Origin of the sequence: Bacillus kalamii (assembly GCF_047238185.1) — a bacterium.
Lineage (GTDB): Bacteria > Bacillota > Bacilli > Bacillales > DSM-1321 > Bacillus_AD.
Genome location: NZ_JBDFMI010000001.1, coordinates 295,804 through 321,611, shown reverse-complemented (window position 1 = coordinate 321,611; position 25,808 = coordinate 295,804). Strand labels below are relative to the sequence as shown.

The window sequence follows — 25,808 nt, the reverse complement described above, 5'->3', positions numbered from 1 at the left end:
CACCTCACATTTATTTTTATCAAAAAGTATATAACTTAAACATTTTATTTGATGTAAAAGTGTAATATCAACACATTATTTACTATTTTACGAAGGTATAGGGTATTCAGCAAGAAAAAATAGTACTGACTATCCGTTGGTTTTAGGCATTTAAAATAATCATCTATCAAAGTTGTCTGTGGGTGAGTAAGATGAAGAGGTTTTGTTACATAAAAAACGACATTAGTTTTAGTCTAATGTCGTTTTTAACTTTCACTGACCTACATTAATATAATGTAATCTTTTATTCTAGTTTGTTCATATCCCAAAAATGATTGTAGCATCCACCCATTTCACACTCATAATGACCTAAAAAAATTAGTCACTACTTCATCAGTTACATCTGAAATTTTTTGAAACTCATAACTAGGTGAGTGATCACGATCAATAAGAATGGAACGGACTCCTTCATAAAAGTCATTATGTTTTAGGAAATTCTTTGCTAGCAGCAAATCTGTTGAGAAACATTCTTGCATTGTTTTTTGTTTTCCGTCGATCAATTGTTTTAATGTGATTTTTAATGAAAAAGGTGATTTTGAAAGAAGGAGATTCTTTATACTCCTGTTGAAAGTACTATCCTTTTGATCTAGTGACTGTATGATTTTTTCCATTGTATTAAATCTGAAATTTTCGTCTATGTCTGATTGAATTTGCGAGAGCTTACTTTTTTGAGGTGGGGTCGTTTGATGTGAGTTGACTAGATGATCAAGCAATTTATTATCTACTTTATCACGGTTCCAAACCGTTTCTTCTATTTGTTTAATGAAATTTTCTAATGTTACTTTATCCATATAGAAATCTGCACCATTTATATACAATACATCATCAGCCTGTATGACAGAGGCCGTTAAGGCTAGATATCGTCCTATATAACCTGGGGCCTTATTTAAAAAATAGGCTCCACCTACATCGGGGAAGAATCCAATATTCATTTCAGGCATAGACCACTTTGTACGCTCCGTAACAATTCTATGGCTAGCCCCGTATGTCAGGCCTACTCCTCCACCCATTACGATGCCATCTAAACAAGCAATAATCGGCTTAGAAAATTGATGAATAGCTATGTCGGTTTCATATTCTTCTTGAAAAAATAGTTCAGCATTTTTCAAAGCTAATTCAGAAGTACGAGCTTTATAGAGCTCTTTAATATCTCCTCCAGCACAAAAACCCTTTTCCCCCGCTCCTTTTAGTATGACGATAAAAACCGAATGATCGAATTCCCATTCTTTTAATTTCTCATTAATTAAATGGACCATATTAAAGGAAAGTGAATTAAGCGCTTTGGGCCGGTTTAACAGAATTGTTGCCACCCCATTTGAATTAACGGAAAATGCAACATCTTGGGACATATGATCTACTCCTTCTATGAATGTTTAAAGTTTGGTTTGCGTTTTTCAACAAATGCTTGGATTCCTTCTTTTGCATCGGAGGTTAAGAATAATTCGGAAAATCTTTTTCTTTCTTTTTTTAATCCTTGTTCCATAGTTTCATTGCTACCTTGTATGATACATTCCACTGCACGTGATACACTTGTCATACTTTTTCCTTCAACAAATGAATTTGCCACGGTAACTGCCACATTTTTTAGTTCATCCTGTTTTACAGATAGCTGTGCGATCTTTAGATTTACTGCTTCTTCTGCTGAAATTGTTCGACCTGTTAGGATTAGATCAAGTGCAGTTGCTGTATCGGTTATTTTTCTAAGTCGCTGTGTTCCACCAAATGTAGGTATAAGACCAAGTTTTAATTCGGGAAGACCAACAGTTGCTTGATCAGATATAATTCTGAAATGGCAGCTCATTGCTAGTTCAAGTCCTCCGCCCAGAGCAGCACCATTAATGGCTGCAATGACAGGTTTTTTCAGAGCTTCGATTTCATCACATAACTCCTGGCCTTCTTTAGCAAGTGATAATGCTTGTTCTTGATCACCTACTTTTGAAACAAATTCTTTAATATCAGCACCTGCTACAAAAAAACGACCAGCTCCAGTAATAATAATGACTCTAGTTTCCACATCGTTCTTTAAGTCTTGGAATAAAGTCCGTAACTCAGCGATGCAGAACGAAGATAGTGTATTTGCAGGCGGATTAGTTAATGTGACAGTAGTGATATAGTTTTCTTTCTCAATCGTTACGTATCTATAGTTCAAGCTTACTCCTCCTATTAGATAAATCTTTTACTAAAGAGAATGTCTTTTTATATATATGAATTTTGTTAGTGTAAGTACGTGTTAAAACCAACGCTCTGTCACTACTTTTTTACGGGTATAAAATTGGATACCGTCTTTCCCATTTGTTCCGAGGTCACCATAGAATGATGCCTTGTTCCCCGCAAAAGAGAAGAATGCCATTGGAGCGGGTACGTTGACATTCACGCCAATCATGCCAGCATCAATTTCGTCACGGAACTGCTGTACACTTTTCCCACTCGATGTGTAGATTACAGCACCATTAGCAAATTTAGACTCATTTGTGAGTTCAATTCCTTCATCCAAGTCTTTTACTCGAACAACACTCAAAACTGGGGCGAAAATTTCATCCTGCCATATTTTCATAGTTGGTGTTACGTTATCGAAAACAGTAGCTCCCAAAAAGTAGCCTTCTGAATGATTCTGTGTTCGTCCATCAACAAGTAATGTTGCGCCTTCTTTTAAACCGCTTTCAATATAATCAAGAGTTCGATTCTTATGGGCATCGCGAATCAATGGTCCGACAAAAGTCGTTTCGGATTTCCCATCCCCTGTTTGTAGCATTCGTGCTTCAGAAACGAGTAATTTCATAAATTCATCTGCAATTTCATCTACAACTGCTACAACGGAGCAAGCCATACAGCGTTCTCCGCTACTGCCGAATGCTGCTCCTATAATACCTTGAACCGTTTTTTTTAGATGACAATCTGCAAGGACCACAGCATGATTTTTTGCACCGGCAAGGGCCTGAACACGTTTTCCATTGGCTGTACCGATCTGGTATACATACTTAGCCACTGGTTCTGAGCCAACGAAAGAAATAGCTTTTATCTCTTTATTTTCTAACAATCCATTCACTACATCTTTGGATCCGTGTACGAGATTAAGGACCCCCTTAGGAAACCCTGATTGATAAAAAAGCTCTACAAGTTTCTCGGCAAGAATAGGTGTGCGTTCTGAAACTTTCAAAACAAACGTGTTTCCGCACGCGATAGCGAGTGGAAACATCCATAATGGCACCATCATAGGAAAGTTAAACGGTGTTATTCCTGCTACGACCCCTAGTGGATAACGCCAAATTGATCCATCTATCCCTTCTGCAATTCTAGGTAGAGCTTCCCCCATCATTAAAGTAGGTGTTGCAGTCGCAAGTTCAACGACTTCAATTCCTCGCTGGACTTCTCCTTGAGCATCCTTTAACGTTTTACCATTTTCCATTGTAATAATTTCAGCTAGCTGTTCTTTTTGTTCTTGAAGTAACTGCAGATATTTGAATAAAAATCTTGTTCTATTTGGAACAGAAACTAATGACCAAGTATGATATGCATTCTGCGCAGCCTGTACAGCATGATCTACATCCGCTTTCGTTGACAAGGGTACATAGGCGATAATATTTCCGTTTGCAGGATTTACTACTTCTTCGACTTCGGTTCCCGTAGCATCAATCCATTCTCCGTTAATACTATTTTTCATTTTTTTAATATAGGTTGTTCTCAATTGTCTCCTCCCCTTTCTTATAGAAGTGTTTTCTTTTGCTCACTAATATTTTTATATAAGACAGCCATGTCTTGATCTCCGTATCCCTTCTCTTCAGCTTCTTTATATAAATTGTAGAGAATTTTGCTTACTGGCAGCTCCACATTATTCTTTTTAGCCAGATCCATAGCAAATCCAAGATCTTTTCTCAGCAATTTTAGAGAAAAGCCAGGCTCATAATTGTCATCTGCTATGAAACTTTTATAGTTGCGTTCATAAATACGGCTCTGACCATAACTAACGTTTAACATCTCGAATAATTTGTCAAGATCTAGATGGCTATTCCTTGCTAGATGTAAAGCTTCACTTACACCTGCGGTATAAAACCCAATTAAAAGATTGTTGATCAATTTTGTATTTGTACCGCTAGCAATGTGTTCATTTACATGAAAGATATTTTGGCCCAGTGCTTTAAAAATAGGAGTTGCCTTTTCATATACAGCTTTCTTTCCACCTACCATAATAGTAAGTGTCCGGTTAATCGCACCTATTACTCCGCCACTGACAGGAGCTGCAAGAAAATCGATTCCATTTTTATTTGCTTCTTTTTCAATCTCAAGATTCAGCTCGGGGGAAACCGTACTTGTATCTATAAGTAGAATACCGGGTTTACTCAAATGGATGATACCATTTTCTCCTAAAAATACCTCTTTTACTGCATGCGATGAAGGAAGACTAGTAAGGATAACATCACATAGTTCTACCATTTTTTGAACCGATAAACCTATTGTTCCACCTGCTTGATGAAAGGTCATTTCAGCTTCCTTGTTCAAATCTAATCCGTATACAGTAAAGGCTGACAGAAGTAAATTTTGCGACATAGGAAGGCCCATATTGCCTAAACCAATAAATCCAATTGTATTCATAAGATTTCTCTCCTTTTACATGATATATTTTTCATGTTCAGCTATTCTTGCTGCAATTTCACGCTTTTTATAGAACAAGTTACTGAAAATAGGGATAGGGAGACTATGAATTTCATCTATTAGCTGTTTTCTTTCTTTTTCATCCGTTTCGATACTTGCTAAGACGGTCAGGGCCATAGCTTCTACTTTGCGAAAGCCTTCTTCACAAAGGACATGTGCCATCTTTTCTTTCAATTCTCTTTCTTTTTGCCTTTTTTGTATGACCTTTTTTGTTCGTACAACTACTGATTCCATTTGATAAATTTCTATCTGCATATCAGCAAGTAATCGTGCATACTCTTGATCTTGATCTTGATCGTCTAAAATCTGTGAACGTTTCAAAGCTGCTAAAGATTTATAGAACAGCCAATAAGAGAGCTGAATAAATTGCTGATTTCGGTTGCCTGGATTATTGAATACAGGCTCGGGCGATAATTCTTTAGTTTGGTTCACATTATTAACTATAATTTTATGAATAGTTAGTCTATTAATTTCGTTTGTACCTTCGAAAATCCGGCTAATTCTCGCATCTCGATATAATCGCTCTATCTCATACTCCTGCATATAACCGTATCCACCATGGATTTGTACAGCCTCATCTACAATTCGACCGAGGACTTCAGAGCAATTAATTTTATTGATTGCACATTCAGATGCATAGTTAGCAAGTTGCTTTAATTTTTCTTCTAATGAATGATCAGATGTAAAAAGTTTGTCTAGCCGTCCAGCAGTTCTATAAGCAGAACTTTCAGCTCCATAGATGGAAATGGCCATGTTAGCAATCTTTTCTTGAATCATCGAAAAATAGATGATTGGTTTCTCAAACTGTGTACGTTTTTTAGCGTAGGTTATAGAAAGCGCTAATGCTTGTTTTGACATACCGATGTTTGAGAATGCTAGTTTTAAACGGGCCATATTTAAAATGTTTAATGCCACGTGATGCCCTTTCCCCACTGTACCAAGTACATTCTCTATTGGTATACTAACCTCTTCCATGATTAAAGTTGCTGTTGATGATCCTCTAATGCCCATCTTCTTTTCTTCAGGGCCAACCGAAACTCCATCAAAAGAACGCTCTACGATAAATGAAGTCATACCTTCAGTCGTTTTAGCAAAGACAACATATACATCAGCTATTTTTGCATTTGTAATCCACTGTTTTTCACCATTTAAGATCCAGGCTGTTCTCTCTTTATTCAAAACAGCAGTAGTTTTAGCGTTTAATGCATCTGATCCTGCGTTTGGTTCCGTTAAGGCATACGCACCAATCCATTCTCCAGATATGAGTTTAGGTAGATATTTTTTCTTTTGTTCTTCAGTTCCGTAATAAACATATGGTAATGTCCCTACACCCGCATGGATATTAAATGAGACACTAAACGATCCCCCAGAGCCCATCTTTTCGGCCACTAGTCCAGAAAGTTTTTTATTGAGAGAGAGACCTCCATATTTTTCTGGAACTTCGATACCGAGTAATCCTAGCTCTCCAGATGCTTTAAACAAGTCTCTTATGGTTTTGTAATCATACTTTTCAGTTAATTCAAGAAGAGGGATTACTTCGTTTTTAACAAATAAATCTGTGGTTTTTGAAATGAGCTGCTCTTCTTCACTAAAATCTTCTGGAATAAACATATGCTCTATTGATTCTGGATGAGAAATAAAGGGTTCATACCATTGCAATTCCGCTTCGGCCATCAAATTATTCCTCACTTTCACTCTTTACAATTAAATTTGAAAAAGACGATGATCTTTACGTTTTTTTACGTATCATCGCCTTTTTTAGATGTTTAGGATTTATGTTCTTCTTTAAGGACTGTTTTTGCCATTTCTTTATCCAAATTTTCAAAATTGTAATAGGATATAGTGTCATATAATTCACTTCGCGTTTGCATATCCTTGATTCCGTCTCTTTGAGTGCCTTCTTTTTTAATTAACTGAAACATTCTTTCATAGGCTTTTGCTGCCGCTCGTAAAGATGTCACTGGATATATGACCATCTGATAGCCCATTTCTTGAAATTCTTCTGCTGTGTAATAAGGAGTTTTTCCAAACTCGGTCATGTTGGCGAGAAGCGGTACTTTAATTTGATTCTTAAACAATCGGAATTCTTCTTTAGATTCAAGGGCCTCTGGGAAGATTGCATCTGCTCCCGCTTCTACATATGCAGCTGCCCTGTCGATTGCTCCATCCAATCCTTCAATGCTGCGCGCATCTGTTCTAGCTACAACAAGTAAGGAGGGAGCTACTTCTTTAATTACTTTAATCTTTTGTACCATCTCTTCTGTGGAGATAACCTGTTTACCATTTAGATGACCACACTTTTTAGGGAGCCGTTGATCCTCCAATTGAACGGCCGCTACTAGTGATTCCACCATTTCTCTAGCTGTTCGGGCAACATTCAAATACCCACCAAAACCTGTATCAATATCTACTAAAACCGGTAAATTAGTGGCACGCACAAGGTCTTTTGCATGATTTGCCACTTCAGTGGAAGTAATAATACCAAGATCAGGGAGTCCTCTGCTAGCTGTATAAGCTGCCCCTGATAAATAAAGAGCCGCAAAACCTATTTGCTGGGCAACCAAGGCGGCCATTGCATCGTGAGTACCAGGTATTTGCAAAATGGTTTTTTTAGACATAAGATTTTGAAATTGATTAGCTAGTTCCTGTTGTGTCAATGGTTGATCTACAATCCATGCCATTTAGGACCATCTCCTTTTATTAGATGAACAAATTAATGAATTCAATAACACTCAAATTTTCTAATCTTTTTTGGTCATAGCAAGTCTCTTCAATTAATCGCTGTTGTTTGATTGAAAAATGGGTTTTTATATTGTTCATAAATTTTTCTTTGATTTTTGGAATGGATTCCTCTCTGCGGAACCGATGACCTAATGGATATTCTACTTCTATCTTTTCGGTAACAGTTCCATCTAAGAAACGAATTTGCACACTGTTGGCGATTGAGCGCTTGCTCGAATCGAGGTAATCTTGACTATACTGTTTGTTTTCTACTACACTCATTTTTTCACGCAAGGCATCAATTCTAGGGTCTAGAGCACTATTATCCTCGTAGTCTTCCGCTTTAATGTCACCGTTAAGCAACCCGATTGCTGTTATATACTGCAAGCAATGATCGCGGTCTGCTGGGTTAGAGAGGGGGCCTGTTTTATCAATGATACGGATAGCTGACTCATGCGTCATAATCATAATTTCCTCAATTTCATTAAGACGGTCCACTATTTGAGGATGAAGTTTAACAGCACACTCTGCTGCTGTTTGGGCATGGAATTCTGCTGGATACGACACTTTGAACAAAACGTTTTCCATCACATAAGAATCGAGCGGACGGCCAAGGACTAATTCTTTTTTATTAAAGAGGGCATCTTGAAATCCCCAAACAGGTGCTGAAAGACTATTTGGATAGCCCATTTCACCTTTTAATGCCAATAATGCTAGGTGAACTCCCCTACTTGTGGCATCACCAGCAGCCCAGGATTTACGTGATCCAGTATTAGGTGCGTGTCTGTATGTTCTTAAACTAGAGTTATCGATCCAGGCATTAGAAAGTGCATTAATAATCTCTTGTCTTGATCCTCCAAGTAGTTTCGTGACTACTGCAGTAGTTGCGACTTTTACAAATAGAACATGATCGAGTCCTACACGATTCAAGCTGTTTTCTAGAGCAAGAATGCCTTGGATTTCATGTGCCTTAATCATCATTTCAAGAACATCTCGAATAAGAAGTGATTCTTTTCCTTCAGCAAGGCGTACTTGACTTAAGTAATCCGCGACTGCAAGAATACCTCCAAGGTTATCTGATGGATGGCCCCATTCCGCCGCAAGCCAAGTATCATTATAATCGAGCCAACGAATCATGCATCCAATATTAAAGGCTCCTTTTACAGGATCAAGTACATATGGAGTACCAGGAACACGGGTTCCATTAGGGACGATAGTGCCAGGAACGAAAGGCCCTAACAGCTTCGTACATTCTGGATAATTTAAAGCGAGAATTCCACACCCTAACGTATCGAGCAATACATAGTGCGCCGTGCGATATGCTTCTGTACTTGTGATATCTTTATACAATACATAATCAGCGATTTCTTCCAATAAAGTATCTGTTTTGGTAATATTATTTGTTTTTAGCATGAGACCCTTCCTTTTCTGTTAGGAGCTGAATATAAAAAAATAGATATTCGCCACTTTTATTTAATGGGCAACAATTGTGTTCACGCCTTCTTTTAATGAAGAACGCGACGCTCACCTATATAATGTACTCGTGGACGAAATATTCGATTATTAGCATGTTGTTCGATTACATGAGCGCAAAGACCAACCGTTCTTGCACTAAAGAAGATTGGTGTATAAAGTGGAATTGGTATGCCTAACATCCAATAAACTGGGGCTGCATAATAATCAAGGTTCGGATAAATTCCTTTCTCTCTCTCCATTACTCTTTCACCAGTTTCACACATCTCATATAATGTATAGTCGCCTTTTACATCACAAAGCTCTTTTAGCGCTTCCTTCATCATTACTGCCCTAGGATCAATTTTCTTCATATAAACACGATGACCAAATCCCATGATTTTTTCTTTTTTAAACAGTTTTGTAGTTAGCAACTCTTCGAACCTTTTAGCGGTACCGGCTTCATTTAGCATATACATAACGGCCTCATTGGCTCCTCCGTGAAGGAATCCTTTTAAGGAAGCAACTGCACCAGTTAATGCACCATATAAGTCAGATTGAGTGGAAGCGATAACTCTCGCTGTAAACGTGGAGTTTGGCATTTCATGTTCACTGTATAGAACTAGGGAACGATCAAATATTTTTTCTTCTAATGGAGTAGGTATGCGGCCTGTAATCATATTAAAAAAATTTGCAGTATATGAAAGGCTTTCGGTGGGGTGAATCAATTCCATCTTGTTAATGATCCGATAGCTGTTCGCTACAATGTTCGGTACTTTACCAAGCAGTTGGTAAGCACGGTCTTTATTTACGGTTAATGAACGGTCATCAAGGTGAATGTCAAATCCTGAGAGTGCTGAGATGCCGGTTCTAAGCCCGTCCATAGGATGAGTATGAGTGGGAAGATGATTAAATATTTCTGAGAGTTCCACGGGTATTTCATATTCGTTTTTTAAACTCTTTGCCAGTGCTTCTTTTTCGGAGGAATTAGGTAAGCTTTTTTCAAGCAATAAATAGACGATATCTAAATACTCTTTTGTTTGGGATAACTTAATAAGGTCATAGCCTTGAATAACAATTTCACTATTTTTCGTATCTAATAATGAAATTTTTGTTTCAACTGCAACTACACCATCTAATCCAGGAAAAAATGTATCCTTAGTTTCCATTTATTCCATCCTCCTATCTCCAAATAACTCTTCTCTTATATTTTTGTAAGCCTTTTCAAGATTACTTGAAAAAATGTCTTTTTCATTGTTTATTTCTGACCTTCCCATAATCTCATTCAGCTGATGTTCATAATAAGAATGTAATGTGAATGGTCTTTCAATAATGAAATTGTTCATAATACAAGTTTTAAAGCAATCGGTAAAGTACTGAACTGTTCCAAACATAGTGTCCACCTCGTAATTGTTTGTACTATCAAGAAAAATAAAAAAACAACTTCCCATTAGAAGTTGTTAAGAAATCGAACAGATACCTAAATAAGCATGTGTTATTCCTAAAAAAAAACATGCCTTCATTGCTCGCACTTAACACCCCCTATCCTCGTAGGTATTGATGTATGCTGAAGCAGGCAGGTCTCCTGGCTTTTGGTCATCGTTCTTCGATCCTTCCCATCTTCATATAGCTGAAGACAGTGGTTTTTTCGAATTACTCTCAAATACAGTTGCGGGACAGCGTCGGACTCTAACCGAACTTCCCTCTTAGGTAGATAATAAACAAAACTATCTACACCTGCTTCTACACATATAAAATTGTTAATTCGAGTTAAATATAACAAATATTCATTTAATTATCAATTTTTACCGTTAACACAAATTGTATTCTTAAGTAAGAAGTAAATTATCCATCCAAAGAATTGATTAGTCTACAATAAGAGTTTAATTAATGATTTCTACAAATATACAAATTTGATCAGTTTTGATCCAAGCTTCTCCCTTGGGTAAAAAGAGAAGCTTGGAAATTTAGAAAGAGAGGGCATGGGTCCGCCCAATATTGCTAATCCCTATTGCACTCCATCTTATTTTACATTCAACATTTTTTACGTTATCTTTAGTACACAATACTAAAATCAAAGGTGTGCTTACGTTTGCGAATTAATAAATTTATCGGTGAATCTGGAATTACATCCAGACGGGGAGCAGATAAGCTGATTGCCGAAAAAAGAGTGACGATAAACGGCATGGTTGCTGAGCTCGGCAGCAAGGTGGAAGATGGCGATGATGTTAGGGTGGATGGAAAACCCATCAAGACAGAACAGCAAAATGTCTATATTGCGCTTAATAAACCTGTCGGCATCACATCCACGACCGAAAGGCATATTAAAGGAAATATAGTAGACTTCGTCAATCATCCATTGCGTATCTTCCACATTGGCCGATTAGATAAAGACTCAGAAGGCCTGATTCTCCTTACAAATGACGGCGATATTGTCAATGAAATACTCCGTGCCGAAAATAAGCATGAGAAAGAATATATTGTGACGGTGGATAAACCATTAACCACTCATTTCCTGAAACAAATGGCAAGCGGTGTTGAAATTCTTGATACTAAAACGCTGCCTTGCGAAGTAAAAAAACTGTCCAAATATGTCTTTAAAATCATATTGACACAAGGATTGAATAGACAAATCCGCCGTATGTGCTCAGCCCTTGGCTATGAGGTTAAGGGACTTCAGCGCATACGGATCATGAATATCAGACTCGATGGCCTGAAGGTTGGCCAATGGCGCGATTTAACTGAAAAAGAACGCACGCAATTATTTTCAGAACTTCGCTATACCCCGAGAACATAAAGAAAGAAGGCTCCTTCACACAGAGCCTTCTTTCTTTATGATAACTATTCGCTTTATTCATTAAGGATTAACAATAACAATGGATCCCAACGGGCCTGTAGCGAATCTGAAGAAGCTGACATGGCCGGAACTGTTTGCTACATTGGGTGCATTCACAAGCGTGACACTAAATGTTGAGCCATTTCTGATTTGTATGGTATCTCCTACAGCATAGGAACCTACCCTTATCAAACTAATCGGCCCGCCATTGCTGGCATTCGCTGCAGGAGCACTTTGTGTAGTTGCCACTCCATTCAAAACCAAATAAAATACTGCTCCAGCAGTCGTCGGAGAATTTGTGCTTAACGTAACGTCCAAAAAATATAGACCTGCTTGCTGGACAGTAAATGTGCTCGTTACAGCATCGTAGGTGACAGAAGCACTTTGCCGCGGAAGCAAATTAAGAACATTCGCTCCAGAGGCTACTGTCTGTGGCTGAATATTGCTATTGAAGAAAGGCTGTTCCAAAGAGGTAACCGTCCCAGTCGGACCGGTTGCTCCTTGAGCCCCTGTTACCCCGGTTACACCCGTTGGGCCTGTTATTCCTTGAACTCCTGTTACGCCGGTTGGACCCGTTATTCCTTGAACTCCCGTTACCCCGGTTGGACCTGTTATTCCCTGGGATCCTGTTACACCCGTTGGGCCCGTTATTCCCTGGGTTCCTGTTACACCCGTTGGGCCAGTTGCTCCTTGAGCTCCTGTCACTCCTGTCGGTCCGGTTGCTCCTTGAGCTCCCGTTACGCCAGTTGGGCCTGTTATTCCTTGAACTCCCGTTACGCCGGTTGGACCCGTTATTCCTTGAGCTCCTGTCACTCCTGTCGGTCCGGTTGCTCCTTGAGCTCCTGTTACGCCAGTTGGGCCTGTTATTCCTTGAACTCCCGTTACGCCGGTTGGACCCGTAATCCCTTGGGATCCTGTCACTCCTGTCGGTCCGGTTGCTCCTTGGGTTCCTGTTACACCAGTTGGACCCGTTACTCCTTGGGTTCCTGTTACACCGGTTGGACCTGTTGCTCCCTGCGAACCCGTGACACCCGTTGGACCAGTAATCCCTTGGGCTCCGGTTACACCGGTTGGGCCCGTTATTCCTTGAGCTCCTGTCACTCCTGTTGGACCTGTTGCTCCTTGGGTTCCTGTTACACCGGTTGAACCTGTTGCTCCTTGGGTTCCTGTTACACCGGTTGGACCTGTTGCTCCCTGCGAACCCGTTACGCCCGTTGGGCCTGTTACTCCCTGTGAACCCGTTACGCCGGTTGGACCCGTAATCCCTTGGGAACCAGTCACTCCTGTCGGGCCGGTATCTCCTTGGACTCCTGTTACCCCATTTGGTCCCGTTATTCCTTGGGCTCCCGTTACACCAGTTGGACCCGTTGTTCCTTGGGTTCCTGTTGGACCTGTTGCTCCTTGGGTTCCTGTTACGCCAGTTGGACCCGTTGCTCCCTGCGAACCCGTTACACCCGTTGGGCCCGTTATTCCTTGGGCTCCCGTTACACCGGTTGGACCGGTTTCCCCTTGGGCTCCTGTCACTCCGGTTGGGCCGGTTTCCCCTTGGGCTCCTGTCACTCCGGTTGGGCCGGTTTCCCCTTGTGCTCCTGTCACTCCGGTTAGTCCGGTTTCCCCTTGGGCTCCTGTCACTCCGGTTGGGCCGGTTTCTCCTTGATCTCCCGTTACGCCAGTTGGGCCTGTTACTCCCTGTGAACCCGTTACGCCGGTTGGACCCGTAATCCCTTGAGCTCCTGTCACTCCTGTCGGTCCGGTTGCTCCTTGAGCTCCCGTTACTCCAGTTGGGCCCGTTGCTCCCTGCGAACCCGTAACACCCGTTGGGCCTGTTATTCCTTGAACTCCTGTTACGCCGGTTGGACCCGTTATTCCCTGGGTTCCTGTTACACCGGTTGGACCCGTTGCTCCCTGCGAACCCGTTACACCCGTTGGACCCGTTATTCCTTGGGCTCCTGTTACACCGGTTGGACCGATTTCCCCTTGAGTTCCTGTTACACCAGTTGGGCCGATTCCCCCTTGGGCTCCCGTCACTCCTGTCGGTCCGGTTTCTCCTTGAGTTCCTGTCACTCCGGTTGGGCCCGTATTTCCTTGCAATCCTGTTACACCAGTAGGACCCGGTTCTCCTTGAGATCCCGTTACTCCTGTCGGTCCGGTTTCTCCTTGAGAACCTGTTAATCCCGTTGGACCGACTTCTCCCTGAGCACCCGTTACACCAGTTGGACCGACTTCCCCTTGAACTCCCGTCACTCCTGTCGGTCCGGTTTCTCCTTGATCTCCCGTTACTCCAGTTGGACCCGTTATTCCTTGAGCTCCTGTCACTCCGGTTGGGCCCGTATTTCCTTGCAATCCTGTTACACCAGTAGGACCCGGTTCTCCTTGGGCTCCCGTTACACCGGTTGGACCCGGTTCCCCTTGAGCTCCTGTCACTCCTGTCGGGCCGGTTTCCCCTTGTGCTCCCGTTACTCCAGTTGGACCCGTTACTCCTTGAGCTCCCGTTACACCGGTTGGACCCGGTTCCCCTTGAGCTCCAGTCACTCCCGTTGGTCCGGTTTCTCCTTGAGTTCCTGTTACGCCTGTTGGACCGATTTCACCTTGGGTTCCCGTTACTCCTGTCGGTCCGGTTGCTCCTTGGTTTCCTGTCACTCCGGTTGGACCCGTTATTCCTTGTGCTCCCGTTACCCCGGTTGGGCCAGGTTCCCCTTGAGCTCCCGTTACTCCAGTTGGACCCGTTATTCCCTGGGTTCCTGTTACACCGGTTGGGCCAGGTTCCCCTTGAGCTCCCGTTACTCCCGTTGGACCGATTTCACCTTGAGCTCCTGTCACTCCTGTTGGTCCGGTTTCTCCTTGAGTTCCTGTTACGCCTGTTGGACCTGTTATTCCTTGTGCTCCCGTTACTCCAGTTGGACCCGTTATTCCCTGGGTTCCTGTTACACCGGTTGGGCCAGGTTCCCCTTGAGCTCCCGTTACTCCAGTTGGACCGATTTCTCCTTGAGCTCCTGTCACTCCTGTTGGTCCGGTTTCTCCTTGAGTTCCTGTTACGCCTGTTGGACCGATTTCTCCTTGGGCTCCCGTCACTCCGGTTGGACCCGGTTCCCCTTGAGCTCCTGTCACTCCTGTCGGGCCGGTTTCTCCTTGATCTCCCGTTACTCCAGTTGGACCCGTTATTCCCTGGGTTCCTGTTACACCGATTGGGCCAGGTTCCCCTTGGGCTCCCGTTACACCGGTTGGACCCGGTTCCCCTTGAGCTCCTGTCACTCCTGTCGGTCCGGTTGCTCCTTGAATTCCCGTTAATCCAGTTGGACCGACTTCTCCCTGAGCACCCATTACACCGGTTGGACCCGTTATTCCCTGGGTTCCTGTTACACCGGTTGGACCCGGTTCTCCTTGGGCTCCCGTCACTCCTGTCGGGCCGGTTGCTCCTTGAATTCCCGTTAATCCAGTTGGGCCTGTTATTCCTTGTGCTCCCGTTACCCCGATTGGGCCTGTTATTCCTTGTGCTCCCGTTACCCCGATTGGGCCTGTGGTTCCAGTCGGGCCTGTCACGGCTGTTACAGCCAAAAGAGAATAATCTGGGGAATCAGAAGGCAAGCCGGCCGGATCTGAAACATTTGCAAAATAAAATTCTCCCTCAAACAGTACGAGCTGTCCCTCTTCATAAGATGGCGCCATGGCTGGATCAAATGGCACTGAGTCAGATAATCCCGTCCCTGTTGCTCCGGTTGGACCCGGTTCTCCTTGGGCTCCCGTCACTCCTGTCGGTCCGGTGATTCCCTGTACTCCTGTTGCTCCAGTTGAACCTGTTGCTCCCTGGGGCCCTGTCACTCCGATTGCACCGGTGCTTCCCTGCGCTCCTGTCACTCCCGTCGAACCTGTAGCCCCAGGAGGACCTGGAATAAAGACTGGTTGAGTTCCGCCACAATCACTATATGGAAAACAAACACAATTTACTTGATTACATTTACGGCATTTCCCCATTCGAAAGCCCTCCTGAATCCGTTTAATGTAGTCGACATGAATTCACCTGCATCATTTATTTATAAATGAACCCTTTCACCTTCATACGAAGATATCTAACAATCTATATAAAGCCGAATTTTCGTTTGAAGAGTATTAAACTATTGAAAAAACCAATATTCTATATGATATTAAACAGAGCAGTAAGAGGTTCGAATCTTTATTGAAAAAATAAAAAAGACATTCTCTTAATAGAAGAATGTCTTTTCTATATTAGCAACAGCTCTATTGCCACTGCATGGCTAAAAGCTCTTTCATTTTAGAAACCTCTGTCCTACCTGTTTCTGGATCAATCAAAGAAGTATATAAATGTGGGATGACTACTTTCACGCCTGAATCGATGCAAGCCTGAACGATTGCATATACATTCTCAACCGTAATTCCCCCTGTCGGTTCAAATATGGTTATGCCGGCAGTAACGGCCGCTTTTGCCATGGATGACACTTCATCCAATCTTGCTTCTCCTTCAATCGGATAGAATTTTACTGAATGCACCCCAATTTCCGAAAGCATGGAAGCTGCGCAGTCGCAGGTTACCGGTTCCCTGTACTTTTTGCTGTCCGGACCTGTAGAGATATAGACCTTCCCCGGTATACCGGACGGTTCGATCAGTGCATTGACTATCGTTTTCCGTTTGCCCGCCATACGGCCCAGTGTGTATCCGGCCGCGGGGAAAATTTGATTAATATGGTTTGGTTCCGTTTGTGCAGAGACTTCTGCCACCGATTTCCAGACCGCCGGGTCGCCTGCACCTAATCCAACTGATACAGGTATTTGATGCTTCTGATAATGCCTAACAGAGTTGATTGCTTCTGCTTCCGTCGGGAATTCTTTTACCATGATGCCAATTAACACACGATTCCCTGCGGCTTCAAACAATTCCAAAGCATTATCGACGTCTTTTGCCAGTACATTGAATTTAACTTCTGCCATTTTTTTCACCAGTCCCTACAATTTCTATAATGCGTTCCACAATTTGATATTCCTGGCCAGGCAAGAGCGGACGGGGATCCACTTGCATTCTGCCCACATTTGCGTAATAGTTGCGTAAAAAGATTGCTGGATTGCCCGCTTCAAGTTTCTTGGCTATTTCTTTGGCCGATATGCCTGCTGTATCAGCTTCAATCGTTAATTCCGCACGGTATATTGGCCTGCCGGCTTCATCCTGGATAAGCCTCGCCGCAATGCCCGGTACATTTTCCAGCTTCATACAAAGGCTCTCCATCTTCTTTTTTTGCTCATCTTCTGGCATGCCTTGTTCATCATAATGGTCCAATGCCATAAGCAAAGCGGCTATATCTTCCTTGCCGACTTTCATCGCTCTGCCTATTCCCTTATATTGCTTGCGGCAGGCTTCCATATATCGGGAATCGCCACTGATAAATCCGCAAGTAGGCCCGCCTAACGCTTTGCCTCCGCTGTATATGGCTATTGGCACCCCCATTTCAGTGAACTGGCGAAAATCGCTTTCCGCTGCGCCATCGACGATTAGAGGAAGCTGGTGCCTTTCAGCAATTTCAAGCATTTTCTCCACCGCAACCATCCCCTTTTGGATTGCATGATGGGATTTCACATAAAAAAGGGCAGCCGTCCGTTCATTGATTGCTCCCTCTATATGCTCCAGAAGAACTTCATTCGCACAGCCCACTTCTTTAACCATTCCTCCCCCGAGCGTAATCATTTGGCCGATATTGCCGCCAAAATGGATAAGATGCCCCTTTTGAATGATGATTTCATTTTTCAAACCTTCACTGGCTGGCAATCGTTCTATTAAGGATAGATCTTCGCCTGCTATGACAGCAGCAACTGATATGGCTATGCCTGCCGCTGCCCCTCCTGTAGGGCAGCCATCCTCGGCACCTGTATGTCCGGCGATATCTTCTCCTGCTTTCACCATCAGTTCATCCATAATGACATATTCCTGTGCCCCATTCTTCAATGCTTCAGCGATAACGTCATTGACTGCAGTCGCACCAAGCGCAGTCATTTTTCCACTTGCATTTATTACTTGCCGCAAACCCATTTCCTTGAAAATACCCATATACACCCACTCCTTACTCAAGCGGCAGCGGAAAAATAGCACCCATGATCATAGCGCCTAGAATAGCCCCGCCGGCCACCGGCTTTTTCCATACATAAAAAATTGCTGCACCAATAACAGACCCAAGCCCAATCGGAATGGAGGCCGAGCAGGCCGATAGTACAATCAACGGACCCAAAAAACGTCCAGTTTGGTTTCCTGCACCCATCATAATATCTGCACCATATGTGGAATTCGACTTTCCAACGGTTACTTTACGAATCATAATAATCGCATATCCGACGATCAAACCGAGAACAGCTCCGGTAAGCAAGGCTAAAGCAAAATTTTCAATAGGCGAGGTGATCCCAAATGATAATAACAATGCCGGAACGCCAATTCCGATGCCAGTCTGTATAGAACCGCCAATGTCCAAAATGCCGACCAGACTTCCTTCGAGCACTCGTGCAAACAGGAAACTGGCGCCAAATGCAGCTGCGGCTCCATATCCTCCTCCCTCAATGCCGGCTTTCAGCATCGCTACAATCGCTACATCATTAAACGCACCAATCTGATAGACATAATACATATGCGTTCCTGCAAAAACACCGGCAGAAAGCATAGCTGCAATCAAAGGAAAAGACCAGTCCGCATACCAAAAATTCTTATACAGCCTTTCATTCGTCTCCTGCATTTACTTCACCTCTAATCCCAATAATTGATGGAAATCTTTCAGCCACCCAGGGGCCTCCAGCTTGAAACTAGCCAACAAACTGATATCAAACCCTCTAAAGAAGGCACTGCACGCAAACAAAAGGATAATGGCAGCCAGCAATGTCTTTGTGATTCTGTTCCATCCTCCCTCATCTACTCCCCGGCCAACAAGGATGCCAAGCACCAACCCCGGCACAGCATTTCCCATGATCAAATGGGCGAGCCCGCCTAAAATGGTCCCCCACATGCCGGACCGTTTTCCAGCATCCAATGCTGCCAGCCAGAAAATTACAGGCATGACAGGATTTATCAATAAGTTAGCCGCTGGCACAAGAACCTTCACAGCGATTACTTGCAAAGAAGCCGGAATCGCAGATGCCGTCAAGTTCAAGAAGCATACGACAAGTATGCCGATAATGGCGCCTGCTATCCCCATCTTCTTTGGATTATGCAGCGTGTCCTGCGGCTTTCTTCCCTTTCGCAGCAGCACAGCAGCCGCCCAGTTTGGAATGACACGATGGTCCACATCCTGAGTAAATGCCCCCGCTCCGACAGCTGAAGCCCAAGCATTGAAGAAGAAGCCGAGCCCGAAAGAAAAATGGGAGACAGCATCCCCTGCACAGGCATTCAATTCCCCCAAAGTCCGGAACGCTCCCATCCCCTGAACTTTCGGGGCATGAAACATACGTGCAGCCCCGATTCCCACGCTCATACCGACCAGCCCGCCAATCACGAGTGATTTCATGAGTATTTGCATAAATTCCATCGCATTCACCATCACCTTTGTACACGATTTACTTTCATTTTGAGATTACTGAAATTCTCTTGCTTTCTTGCTTCGAAGGCAACTTTATTTACTTCAAGCAGCACTAATTCTACTTTGACTTCCAATGTCACTTTGTACTTGCTTCTTTTCCTTGGGAAAAGAAGCAGTAGAAAGCGCTCTGTATAAGTCTCTTCAATAGCCTCCACCACTCGTACATCAAGAGGCTCGATACGGATCACCATATCATCCTGCTCCTTCAATACATTTCTTTGTATTTGCCCGAGTGCCGCCGAGAAGGCCTGCTCCTTTGTATGGCCCGCAGCTGAAACGGTTATGACGGTTGTCTGTTTTTCCATTGGGCACTACTCCTTTGATTTTTTATATTCTTCGGTCAGCCGTTTCCCCAATTCCTCGACATCCATAAAACCGAAACCTAGCACTTTCTTTCCGTTGCGGATGGCCGTCACTCCTTCATCCACGGAGCGCATGCCATATTCAGCAGGATAGCCATATTTCGACTGGGCTGTGATTGCCCCTGCTCCTCCGCTGCCGCAAAAAGAAATGCCAAAATCAGCATTCTCTGCTTGCATCGCATCGCCTAATTTCATATCAGCGCCGAAACCTGCCACGACAACTGCTTTTCCCCCTGCTGCTTCTACCCCCTTTGCTACGTTATGGCCATTGCCCAAACGGCTCGCAATAACTACTACAACCGGTTCATTCATCTCATATCCCCTCTCCTATTCTTTTATGAATGCAAGGCCGATTCAAAATGGATCGACAATAAATATATTTCATCTTCCGTTAAATCCGGAAGTTTCTTTACAACTTCTTTTGCATATGCCAAAGATTTATCTGATATTTCAGAAAATAAATTGCGGTCTAATGGCTCAAGTTGTTTGCCGACTACAGACCGGTGTACCATGCCGGATAAATGAGAAACAAGTGAAAGCCATTGGGCGCCAGTCATACCAATGCCTTCATGGCGCAATAAATCCCTGGAAAATTGAATTAATTCCATGCATCTGCTGCGATCGGAACTTCTTTCAATCAACTGTTCTTCTTCAATCATGGATGATCAGTTCCTCTCCCTTAACGATTGTCATAAATGGCTCAATGATTTTATTCATCCTGCGGCTGGCTCCCTCCGCATCGTGCAGGAATACTTCTTTTTCTTTGACTGAAAAAATAGTCAAATCTGCACAAGTGCCTTCCTTCATTGTCCCCTGTTCAGTAAGGCCCAATGCCTTTGCTGGAAGGAATGTAACCCTTCTAACGACCTCTTCCACAGAAAAGCCAAAGGACAGCAATTTGGTCATGGTGTCCATTAAACTTCCGACAGGCTTCTCCCTATTTCGCTTATGCAAATCTGTGCTGATCGTAAAGGCAGTTCGATAGTTTTCAAGATAACGTTCCATTGTCCGATAGCTGAAGCTTGCTTCTCCGTGGCCCAAATCAAAATGGACCCCTCTGGAAAGAGCACTCTCTGCCTCAACTGCCATTGTGCCATCCTCCTGCATAATTCCTCCCGGCTTTCCATGGAATGCGTGCGTTACAATATCCCCCTTCTTAAGGCATGGCAAAATCTCTTTCAAGGCAGGTGGCGGATTGCCGATATGGACCATAATCGGAACTGCCGTTTGATCAGCCAGCCTTCTGGCGTGATAGAGCGGCTTGATTCCATTTTCTTTAACGACTGATCCGCTCATGCGCGCTTTAATCCCGACAATGCTGGCTTCCCGCGAAAGGATATCCAGCCATTCTTCCACATCCATCAAATCGTCCATATTTGCCAATTCAGAGTAACCTTCACAAAGTCCTTTTTTAGATAAATTAAGAAAAGATAACACTTCTGTTTTGCTTTTATCTATCACCTCCGTCCGGAATTGTCTATACCCTGCAAAACCGGCACTGCCTGCATCGACCAGCGTCGTTACCCCTTGTTTGACACCGATAGTATCGGCACTTAAACCGAATTCTGTCCAATTCTCAAAAATATGCACATGCATATCTATAAAACCGGGTGCAATATAATTCCCTTCTGCGTTTATATAGTCTGGGTTTCTTCCAGCTAGAGTGCTTGCTTTGACGATTTTTCCGTTTTCAATTCCAATGTCGCCTGCAATCGACGTATTTTTTTCCGGATCGATCAGAATCCCATTTGATATAATGATAGACTTATTCATATACGTTCCTTTCTCTTATTGAATATATTGTAAAAGAGCGGCAATTTCTGATTCATTTAATTTCATATGATGCCTGCCTGCGATCTTATTAATCTCCTTTTTTATATGCATATCTCCCTCGAAAGATTCGCTTGGCTGGAATTGAAAATAGTCATATTGTTTTTGAAAATAATAGCGATGGACCATTAGGAACACATGCATCATAAAAGCAGGTTTTCTTTCATCGCAAAGTTTAATCCCCATAAGAGCATCCAGTTCCTGGGCCATTTGAAACCCCTTCACTATGATATCTTCACAGATTCCTTCAGCAGTTTCTGGTAATGGCCCGGAATTTGCCGACTGATAGTCAGGAATGGGTGGGCACGGGGCCCCTGTTTCATTTTCAATGAATTGCTGAATTACGAGGATATCCCTTTGGCTAAGGGCCGGATCAACGACCAATACCGGCTTTTTGGCTTCTATGGGAAATACCGAGATAATCACATCGACTTTTTGGAGCGTGCACATTTTCTCCACTTCTCTTACTGAACAATGGGCAATAACATCAATGCCTTTTATTTCTCTTTCTACTTTATTCTTGATGATTCTTGCTACTCCCCGTCCCGTAGAACAGACATAAAGAGCCTGTATCCGGTCTTTTTTAGATGTTTCTCTTTCATTTGAAGCGATAAAATGCAATGCCATTAGAGTAATAAATGAGTCGTGGATGATAACGCCATGGGGTGAAAGATATTTTTTGGCAGCTTGATCAAGGGTTTTAATCAAACTTGGATGGCTATTTTGGATTTCATCTCTAAAAGGGTTTTCCTCCAGTAAATAAGTTGTGCCATGCCTGAGCCTGGATGAAAGGTGGGGCAGCAAGTTACTGAATAGGGTCGGGTCCTGCCGGTATCGATTGTTTTCCCTTATGCTCGTGTACTTGATAATTTGCTGGGTGGCAGCAGCTATATCCAAGTCTTTCCACATCGTTTTCATTTCATCATCAATATATAGAAACTCCTCTTCGAGCATCGGGAAAGCCAAATGGCTGCACATTGTTCTCATGGCTTCCGCAATCATTTTCTTTTTGCCGCCATTCCATTTTCGTCCATCGAAAATACGGCAGGAAGAAAGGCTTTTGCCTAGTTTCATACGGGTAATAGAGATAGTAAGCCTGATTAACATGCTCAGCAAATCCTGATAAGGCAAAGAATGCCCACTGCCTATTCCGTATGTAGACTTAAGTGTCCGAAGAACATACACATGGTTTGAAGCGAGCGGTTCAGGCAGATGGAAAAGGTTCTCTTCCTTATCCCCCTCTCCCTTAATATATTGTGTGATAAAATAGCCATCATGATTGGATACCTTCTGAAAAATCAAATGCTCCAATAATAACCGTATGTACAACTCTTCACCAAGTATTCGGTATCCCTGCCGGGGTTTACGTTCTAGAAACAAGAACCATTTCCCGATGTACTTTTCCACCTGGCTTAAGTCGGCCAGGATTGTATTCCTGCTGACTTCCAGTCCATCAGCCAGATGCTGGGCGGTTACATAACCATCAGAAACCATTAGAATGGTTATTACATGCTGAATTCTCTGCTGTTGGTTCTTAACGATCTCCTCATTTCCAAGTTTCTGTACTTTATATTTCAATGATGACCTTTGCCCCTCATCACATTGGACTCCGATGCCTTTATTTCTCTGGGAATAATAAATGGCACCCTGTTCCGTTAACCATACCTTTACTATATCCAGATCATATTTGATGGTCCTCGTACTCACTCCCAGATCCGTTGAAAGATCCTTTATCCGGATCGTATTCCGATTATCGAGAAGCCTGATTACTATGTGTTGCTGCCTGTTTGTTAACATAAATGATTCCTCCACTCTTTCCTTCCGGGATCTTTTATGCCCCTTCATTATACGAAACATAATAAAGCGCTTACAGCCAAAATTCATTCCCCATCTTAAGTGAAAAAGATTGCAACAAGTCGTTATTCAGCAATAAAAAAAGACAAGACTCATCTTACGGTCCCCTATAAAGCGCCTATAAGATTGAATATTCAAACATTTAATTGCGTGTTATTCGTGCAAAATACAAAATTTCTCTATACGGCTAAGTCCGCAATGCAAAAATATGTATTTCATTACTATAAATGATTTCACTGATAATAAAAAGCCGCTCTTGATGTATGATGAATTCCAACAGCAAAAAAGGGAGGCGATTAACGCCTCCCCCCTTCTATTATCCATTATTTTGCCAATACAGCCAATGATTCACGATTAAATGCAGGAATATCATCTGGTTGGCGGCTTGTTACCAAGTTGTTATCCACCACAACTTCCTTATCTTCGAATTGTACGCCAGCGTTTTTCATATCTACTGCGATAGATTGATAGCCAGTCGCCTTTTTGCCATCCAATACTTTGGCTGTAATCAATAGCTGTGGACCATGGCATATAGCAAAGATTGGTTTATTGGCATCTGCAAAGGATTTGGCAAATTTGACGAAACGGTCATCTCCACGCAGTTGGTCAGGCGAAAATCCGCCTGGAATGAATAGAGCGTCGAAATCTTCCGGTTTCACTTCATCAATGCCCTTATCAATTTTCACTTCAGCTTTGCCTTGTTTACCTTTAACTGTGGAACCAGCTTGTTTTTCTATTGTGACAACCTCATGGCCTTCTTTCTTAAACGCCTCGGCTGGTTGAGTATATTCCACATCTTCAAAGTAGTCAGTTAAAACAGTTGCAATTTTTTTACCCATAATACTAAACATCCCTCTTTCTTCTGAATTCGTTATGTTATGTATTTACCCTTCATGCATGGCTTTAATCATAGAATTGCAATTGCTTTAAACGATTTCGTACAGCTTGATCGTGATTCTTGGAAGAATCATCTTTCTTTCTCAGCATACACCCTTTACAATAGTGAATAAGTCTTTGAAATATTTACGTGCATGCTCTGATTCCGGCAATCCAGAGCTTGCTGAAATAAAACGCTATACTTTCTAATCGAGGTGATTGCATTTTGTTCAGTACCAAATTTAAGAACTGGTCTTTACAGATTTTAATCTTATTAACCATTATTTTAGTTTCCACCAAGTTATCCTTTTTACTGAAGCCGATAGGAGTCTTTTTTTCAACATTGTTCTTCCCTCTCTTGATTTCCGGGTTTCTGTTCTTTATTTTTAATCCCGTTATCAAGCTGTTTCAAAAAAGATTAAAGCTCCCTAGGACATTATCGATTCTTTTGTTATATGTCCTGGCCATTTCCCTGGTTGCATTGCTCATCGGCAATGTTGGGCCATTGATCACAAAGCAGATTACAGCGTTTATTGATGCCATCCCGGTATACGCCAAACAAGTTGAACAAGTCTTTGACCGTTATTCAGACTCTTTGAACATTCAAAATCTGATGGCTAATGAATATATTTCTTTCGAAAGCTTTCAGCATAAAATAACCGAGTACCTGAATACACTTCCGGGAAAAATCACAAACGGTGTAGTTGGCGTGTTCGGTTTTGTCACCAATGCAACTATAACCATTATTACGGTTCCTGTCCTGTTGTTCTATATGTTTAAAGATGGGCATCGCCTGCCTATAGCGCTTTCTAAATTTATCCCGAGCACTTATCGCAACCAAGGATTAAAAATCATAGAGGATGTAGGCTCGACTTTATCGGCCTATATCAGCGGCCAAGTGACCGTGGCTTGCTGCGTCGGTATTTTATCGTTGATCGGATTTTTGATTGTTGATGTTCCTTATGCGCTTGTCATGGCTTTAATTGTAGCTGTCACAAATATTATTCCTTACGTGGGGCCAATTATCGGAGGCGCACCGGCTGTCATTGTTGCCCTTTTTGATTCGCCATTCCAAGCAGTCCTAGTTATTATCGTCATCACCCTCGCCCAGCAGCTGGAAGGCAACTTCTTATCACCGCTTATCCTTGGAAAAAGCCTTGATATACATCCGGCAACTGTTATTATTATGCTCCTAGTGGCAGGCAATATTGCCGGTGTGATAGGCATGGTACTAGCCGTTCCGACATACGCTGTCTGTAAAACAATTGTCCTCAGCATCGTCAAACTCCTGGAGGCAAGAAAAGAAGCAGTCTTAAAAAACGATATTAAAATTGAATAACGGTATCTTTGGACACAAAAGTCAATAGCGTCTACTAAAGAGATCGAGTGTAAGGATTACTCGATCTCTTTTTTGATACATAAAAAAGTGCCCGTTCAACATCCCATACATTATGCGTAGGTATAGAACCTCTATTTATAGAGGTTTTTTGCCGTAGTCCAAATAACAGTATAAAGAATAAATCATTCCATCCCAGTAACAAGTATTTTATGGCGCCATTCTTGTTGTTCATCCCCCAATATTCTGATTCATTCAATTTCTAAAAAAACTATCAGGAATTTACTGGT

Annotated in this window: 22 protein-coding genes and 1 riboswitch; of the genes, 2 read left to right on the top strand and 20 right to left on the bottom strand. The window is 42.5% G+C overall.

Annotated elements, in window-relative coordinates:
• Positions 1 to 338: 338 nt before the first annotated feature.
• The 9 genes from ABC357_RS01660 to ABC357_RS01620 all read right to left on the bottom strand — a co-directional run bounded on the left by ABC357_RS01660 (position 339) and on the right by ABC357_RS01620 (position 10,256).
• Positions 339 to 1,388 carry an enoyl-CoA hydratase/isomerase family protein gene (locus ABC357_RS01660; RefSeq protein ID WP_412885844.1) on the bottom strand — a complete coding sequence of 350 codons (1,050 nt, stop codon included), beginning with the start codon at positions 1,386 to 1,388 and terminating at the stop codon, positions 339 to 341.
• A gap of 14 nt (positions 1,389 to 1,402) precedes the next feature.
• Complete coding sequence (locus ABC357_RS01655; RefSeq protein ID WP_412885843.1) at positions 1,403 to 2,188, bottom strand: enoyl-CoA hydratase-related protein; 786 nt, start codon at positions 2,186 to 2,188, stop codon at positions 1,403 to 1,405.
• 81 nt (positions 2,189 to 2,269) lie between these two features.
• Positions 2,270 to 3,724 (bottom strand): CoA-acylating methylmalonate-semialdehyde dehydrogenase, encoded by a 1,455-nt coding sequence (locus ABC357_RS01650; protein ID WP_412885842.1) that lies wholly within the window; start codon positions 3,722 to 3,724, stop codon positions 2,270 to 2,272.
• Positions 3,725 to 3,741: 17 nt separating this feature from the next.
• Positions 3,742 to 4,629 (bottom strand): NAD(P)-dependent oxidoreductase, encoded by an 888-nt coding sequence (locus ABC357_RS01645; protein ID WP_412885841.1) that lies wholly within the window; start codon positions 4,627 to 4,629, stop codon positions 3,742 to 3,744.
• A 15-nt stretch (positions 4,630 to 4,644) separates the two neighbouring features.
• The gene (locus ABC357_RS01640; RefSeq protein WP_412885840.1) at positions 4,645 to 6,363 is read right to left on the bottom strand and encodes an acyl-CoA dehydrogenase family protein; all 1,719 of its coding nucleotides are present in this window, start codon (positions 6,361 to 6,363) and stop codon (positions 4,645 to 4,647) included.
• A gap of 92 nt (positions 6,364 to 6,455) precedes the next feature.
• Positions 6,456 to 7,370: a methylisocitrate lyase gene (prpB, locus tag ABC357_RS01635; protein WP_412885839.1), complete on the bottom strand. Its 915-nt coding sequence runs from the start codon at positions 7,368 to 7,370 to the stop codon at positions 6,456 to 6,458.
• A gap of 19 nt (positions 7,371 to 7,389) precedes the next feature.
• Positions 7,390 to 8,823: a bifunctional 2-methylcitrate dehydratase/aconitate hydratase gene (locus tag ABC357_RS01630; RefSeq protein ID WP_412885838.1), complete on the bottom strand. Its 1,434-nt coding sequence runs from the start codon at positions 8,821 to 8,823 to the stop codon at positions 7,390 to 7,392.
• A gap of 92 nt (positions 8,824 to 8,915) precedes the next feature.
• A complete protein-coding gene (gene mmgD, locus ABC357_RS01625; protein WP_412885837.1) occupies positions 8,916 to 10,031 on the bottom strand; it encodes a citrate synthase in 1,116 nt (371 codons plus the stop codon).
• On the bottom strand, positions 10,032 to 10,256 hold the full coding sequence (locus tag ABC357_RS01620; protein ID WP_412885836.1) for a hypothetical protein: 225 nt from the start codon (positions 10,254 to 10,256) through the stop codon (positions 10,032 to 10,034).
• A 164-nt stretch (positions 10,257 to 10,420) separates the two neighbouring features.
• A riboswitch (cobalamin riboswitch) is annotated at positions 10,421 to 10,618 on the bottom strand.
• Positions 10,619 to 10,954: 336 nt separating this feature from the next.
• Between ABC357_RS01620 and rluF the strand changes: the two genes are divergently transcribed.
• Complete coding sequence (gene rluF, locus ABC357_RS01615; protein ID WP_412885835.1) at positions 10,955 to 11,659, top strand: 23S rRNA pseudouridine(2604) synthase RluF; 705 nt, start codon at positions 10,955 to 10,957, stop codon at positions 11,657 to 11,659.
• Between the two features lie 60 nt (positions 11,660 to 11,719).
• Here rluF and ABC357_RS01610 read toward each other — a convergent pair whose 3' ends face one another.
• From ABC357_RS01610 to ABC357_RS01560, 11 genes are all read right to left on the bottom strand, one after another.
• Complete coding sequence (locus ABC357_RS01610) at positions 11,720 to 15,670, bottom strand: beta strand repeat-containing protein (protein WP_412885834.1); 3,951 nt, start codon at positions 15,668 to 15,670, stop codon at positions 11,720 to 11,722.
• Positions 15,671 to 15,934: 264 nt separating this feature from the next.
• Positions 15,935 to 16,642, bottom strand: coding sequence for a KDGP aldolase (locus ABC357_RS01605; protein ID WP_412885833.1), 708 nt, complete (start codon positions 16,640 to 16,642; stop codon positions 15,935 to 15,937).
• Complete coding sequence (locus tag ABC357_RS01600; protein ID WP_412885832.1) at positions 16,629 to 17,750, bottom strand: DgaE family pyridoxal phosphate-dependent ammonia lyase; 1,122 nt, start codon at positions 17,748 to 17,750, stop codon at positions 16,629 to 16,631. The genes ABC357_RS01605 and ABC357_RS01600 overlap by 14 nt, the downstream gene beginning before the upstream one ends.
• A gap of 13 nt (positions 17,751 to 17,763) precedes the next feature.
• Positions 17,764 to 18,423, bottom strand: coding sequence for a DUF4310 family protein (locus ABC357_RS01595; protein WP_412885831.1), 660 nt, complete (start codon positions 18,421 to 18,423; stop codon positions 17,764 to 17,766).
• A complete protein-coding gene (locus ABC357_RS01590) occupies positions 18,424 to 19,209 on the bottom strand; it encodes a DUF4311 domain-containing protein (RefSeq protein ID WP_412885830.1) in 786 nt (261 codons plus the stop codon).
• A gap of 11 nt (positions 19,210 to 19,220) precedes the next feature.
• Complete coding sequence (locus tag ABC357_RS01585; protein ID WP_412885829.1) at positions 19,221 to 19,565, bottom strand: DUF4312 family protein; 345 nt, start codon at positions 19,563 to 19,565, stop codon at positions 19,221 to 19,223.
• A gap of 6 nt (positions 19,566 to 19,571) precedes the next feature.
• On the bottom strand, positions 19,572 to 19,934 hold the full coding sequence (locus ABC357_RS01580) for an SFCGS family glycine-rich protein (RefSeq protein ID WP_412885828.1): 363 nt from the start codon (positions 19,932 to 19,934) through the stop codon (positions 19,572 to 19,574).
• 23 nt (positions 19,935 to 19,957) lie between these two features.
• A complete protein-coding gene (locus tag ABC357_RS01575; protein WP_412885827.1) occupies positions 19,958 to 20,281 on the bottom strand; it encodes a PRD domain-containing protein in 324 nt (107 codons plus the stop codon).
• Positions 20,274 to 21,395 carry an amidohydrolase/deacetylase family metallohydrolase gene (locus ABC357_RS01570; protein WP_412885826.1) on the bottom strand — a complete coding sequence of 374 codons (1,122 nt, stop codon included), beginning with the start codon at positions 21,393 to 21,395 and terminating at the stop codon, positions 20,274 to 20,276. The genes ABC357_RS01575 and ABC357_RS01570 overlap by 8 nt, the downstream gene beginning before the upstream one ends.
• 15 nt (positions 21,396 to 21,410) lie before the next feature.
• Positions 21,411 to 23,249 (bottom strand): BglG family transcription antiterminator, encoded by a 1,839-nt coding sequence (locus ABC357_RS01565; protein ID WP_412885825.1) that lies wholly within the window; start codon positions 23,247 to 23,249, stop codon positions 21,411 to 21,413.
• A 380-nt stretch (positions 23,250 to 23,629) separates the two neighbouring features.
• A complete protein-coding gene (locus ABC357_RS01560; RefSeq protein ID WP_412885824.1) occupies positions 23,630 to 24,145 on the bottom strand; it encodes a type 1 glutamine amidotransferase domain-containing protein in 516 nt (171 codons plus the stop codon).
• A 263-nt stretch (positions 24,146 to 24,408) separates the two neighbouring features.
• On the opposite strand from ABC357_RS01560, the gene ABC357_RS01555 reads away from it, so the two are divergent.
• Positions 24,409 to 25,521, top strand: coding sequence for an AI-2E family transporter (locus ABC357_RS01555; RefSeq protein ID WP_412885823.1), 1,113 nt, complete (start codon positions 24,409 to 24,411; stop codon positions 25,519 to 25,521).
• The last annotated feature ends 287 nt before the right edge of the window (positions 25,522 to 25,808 follow it).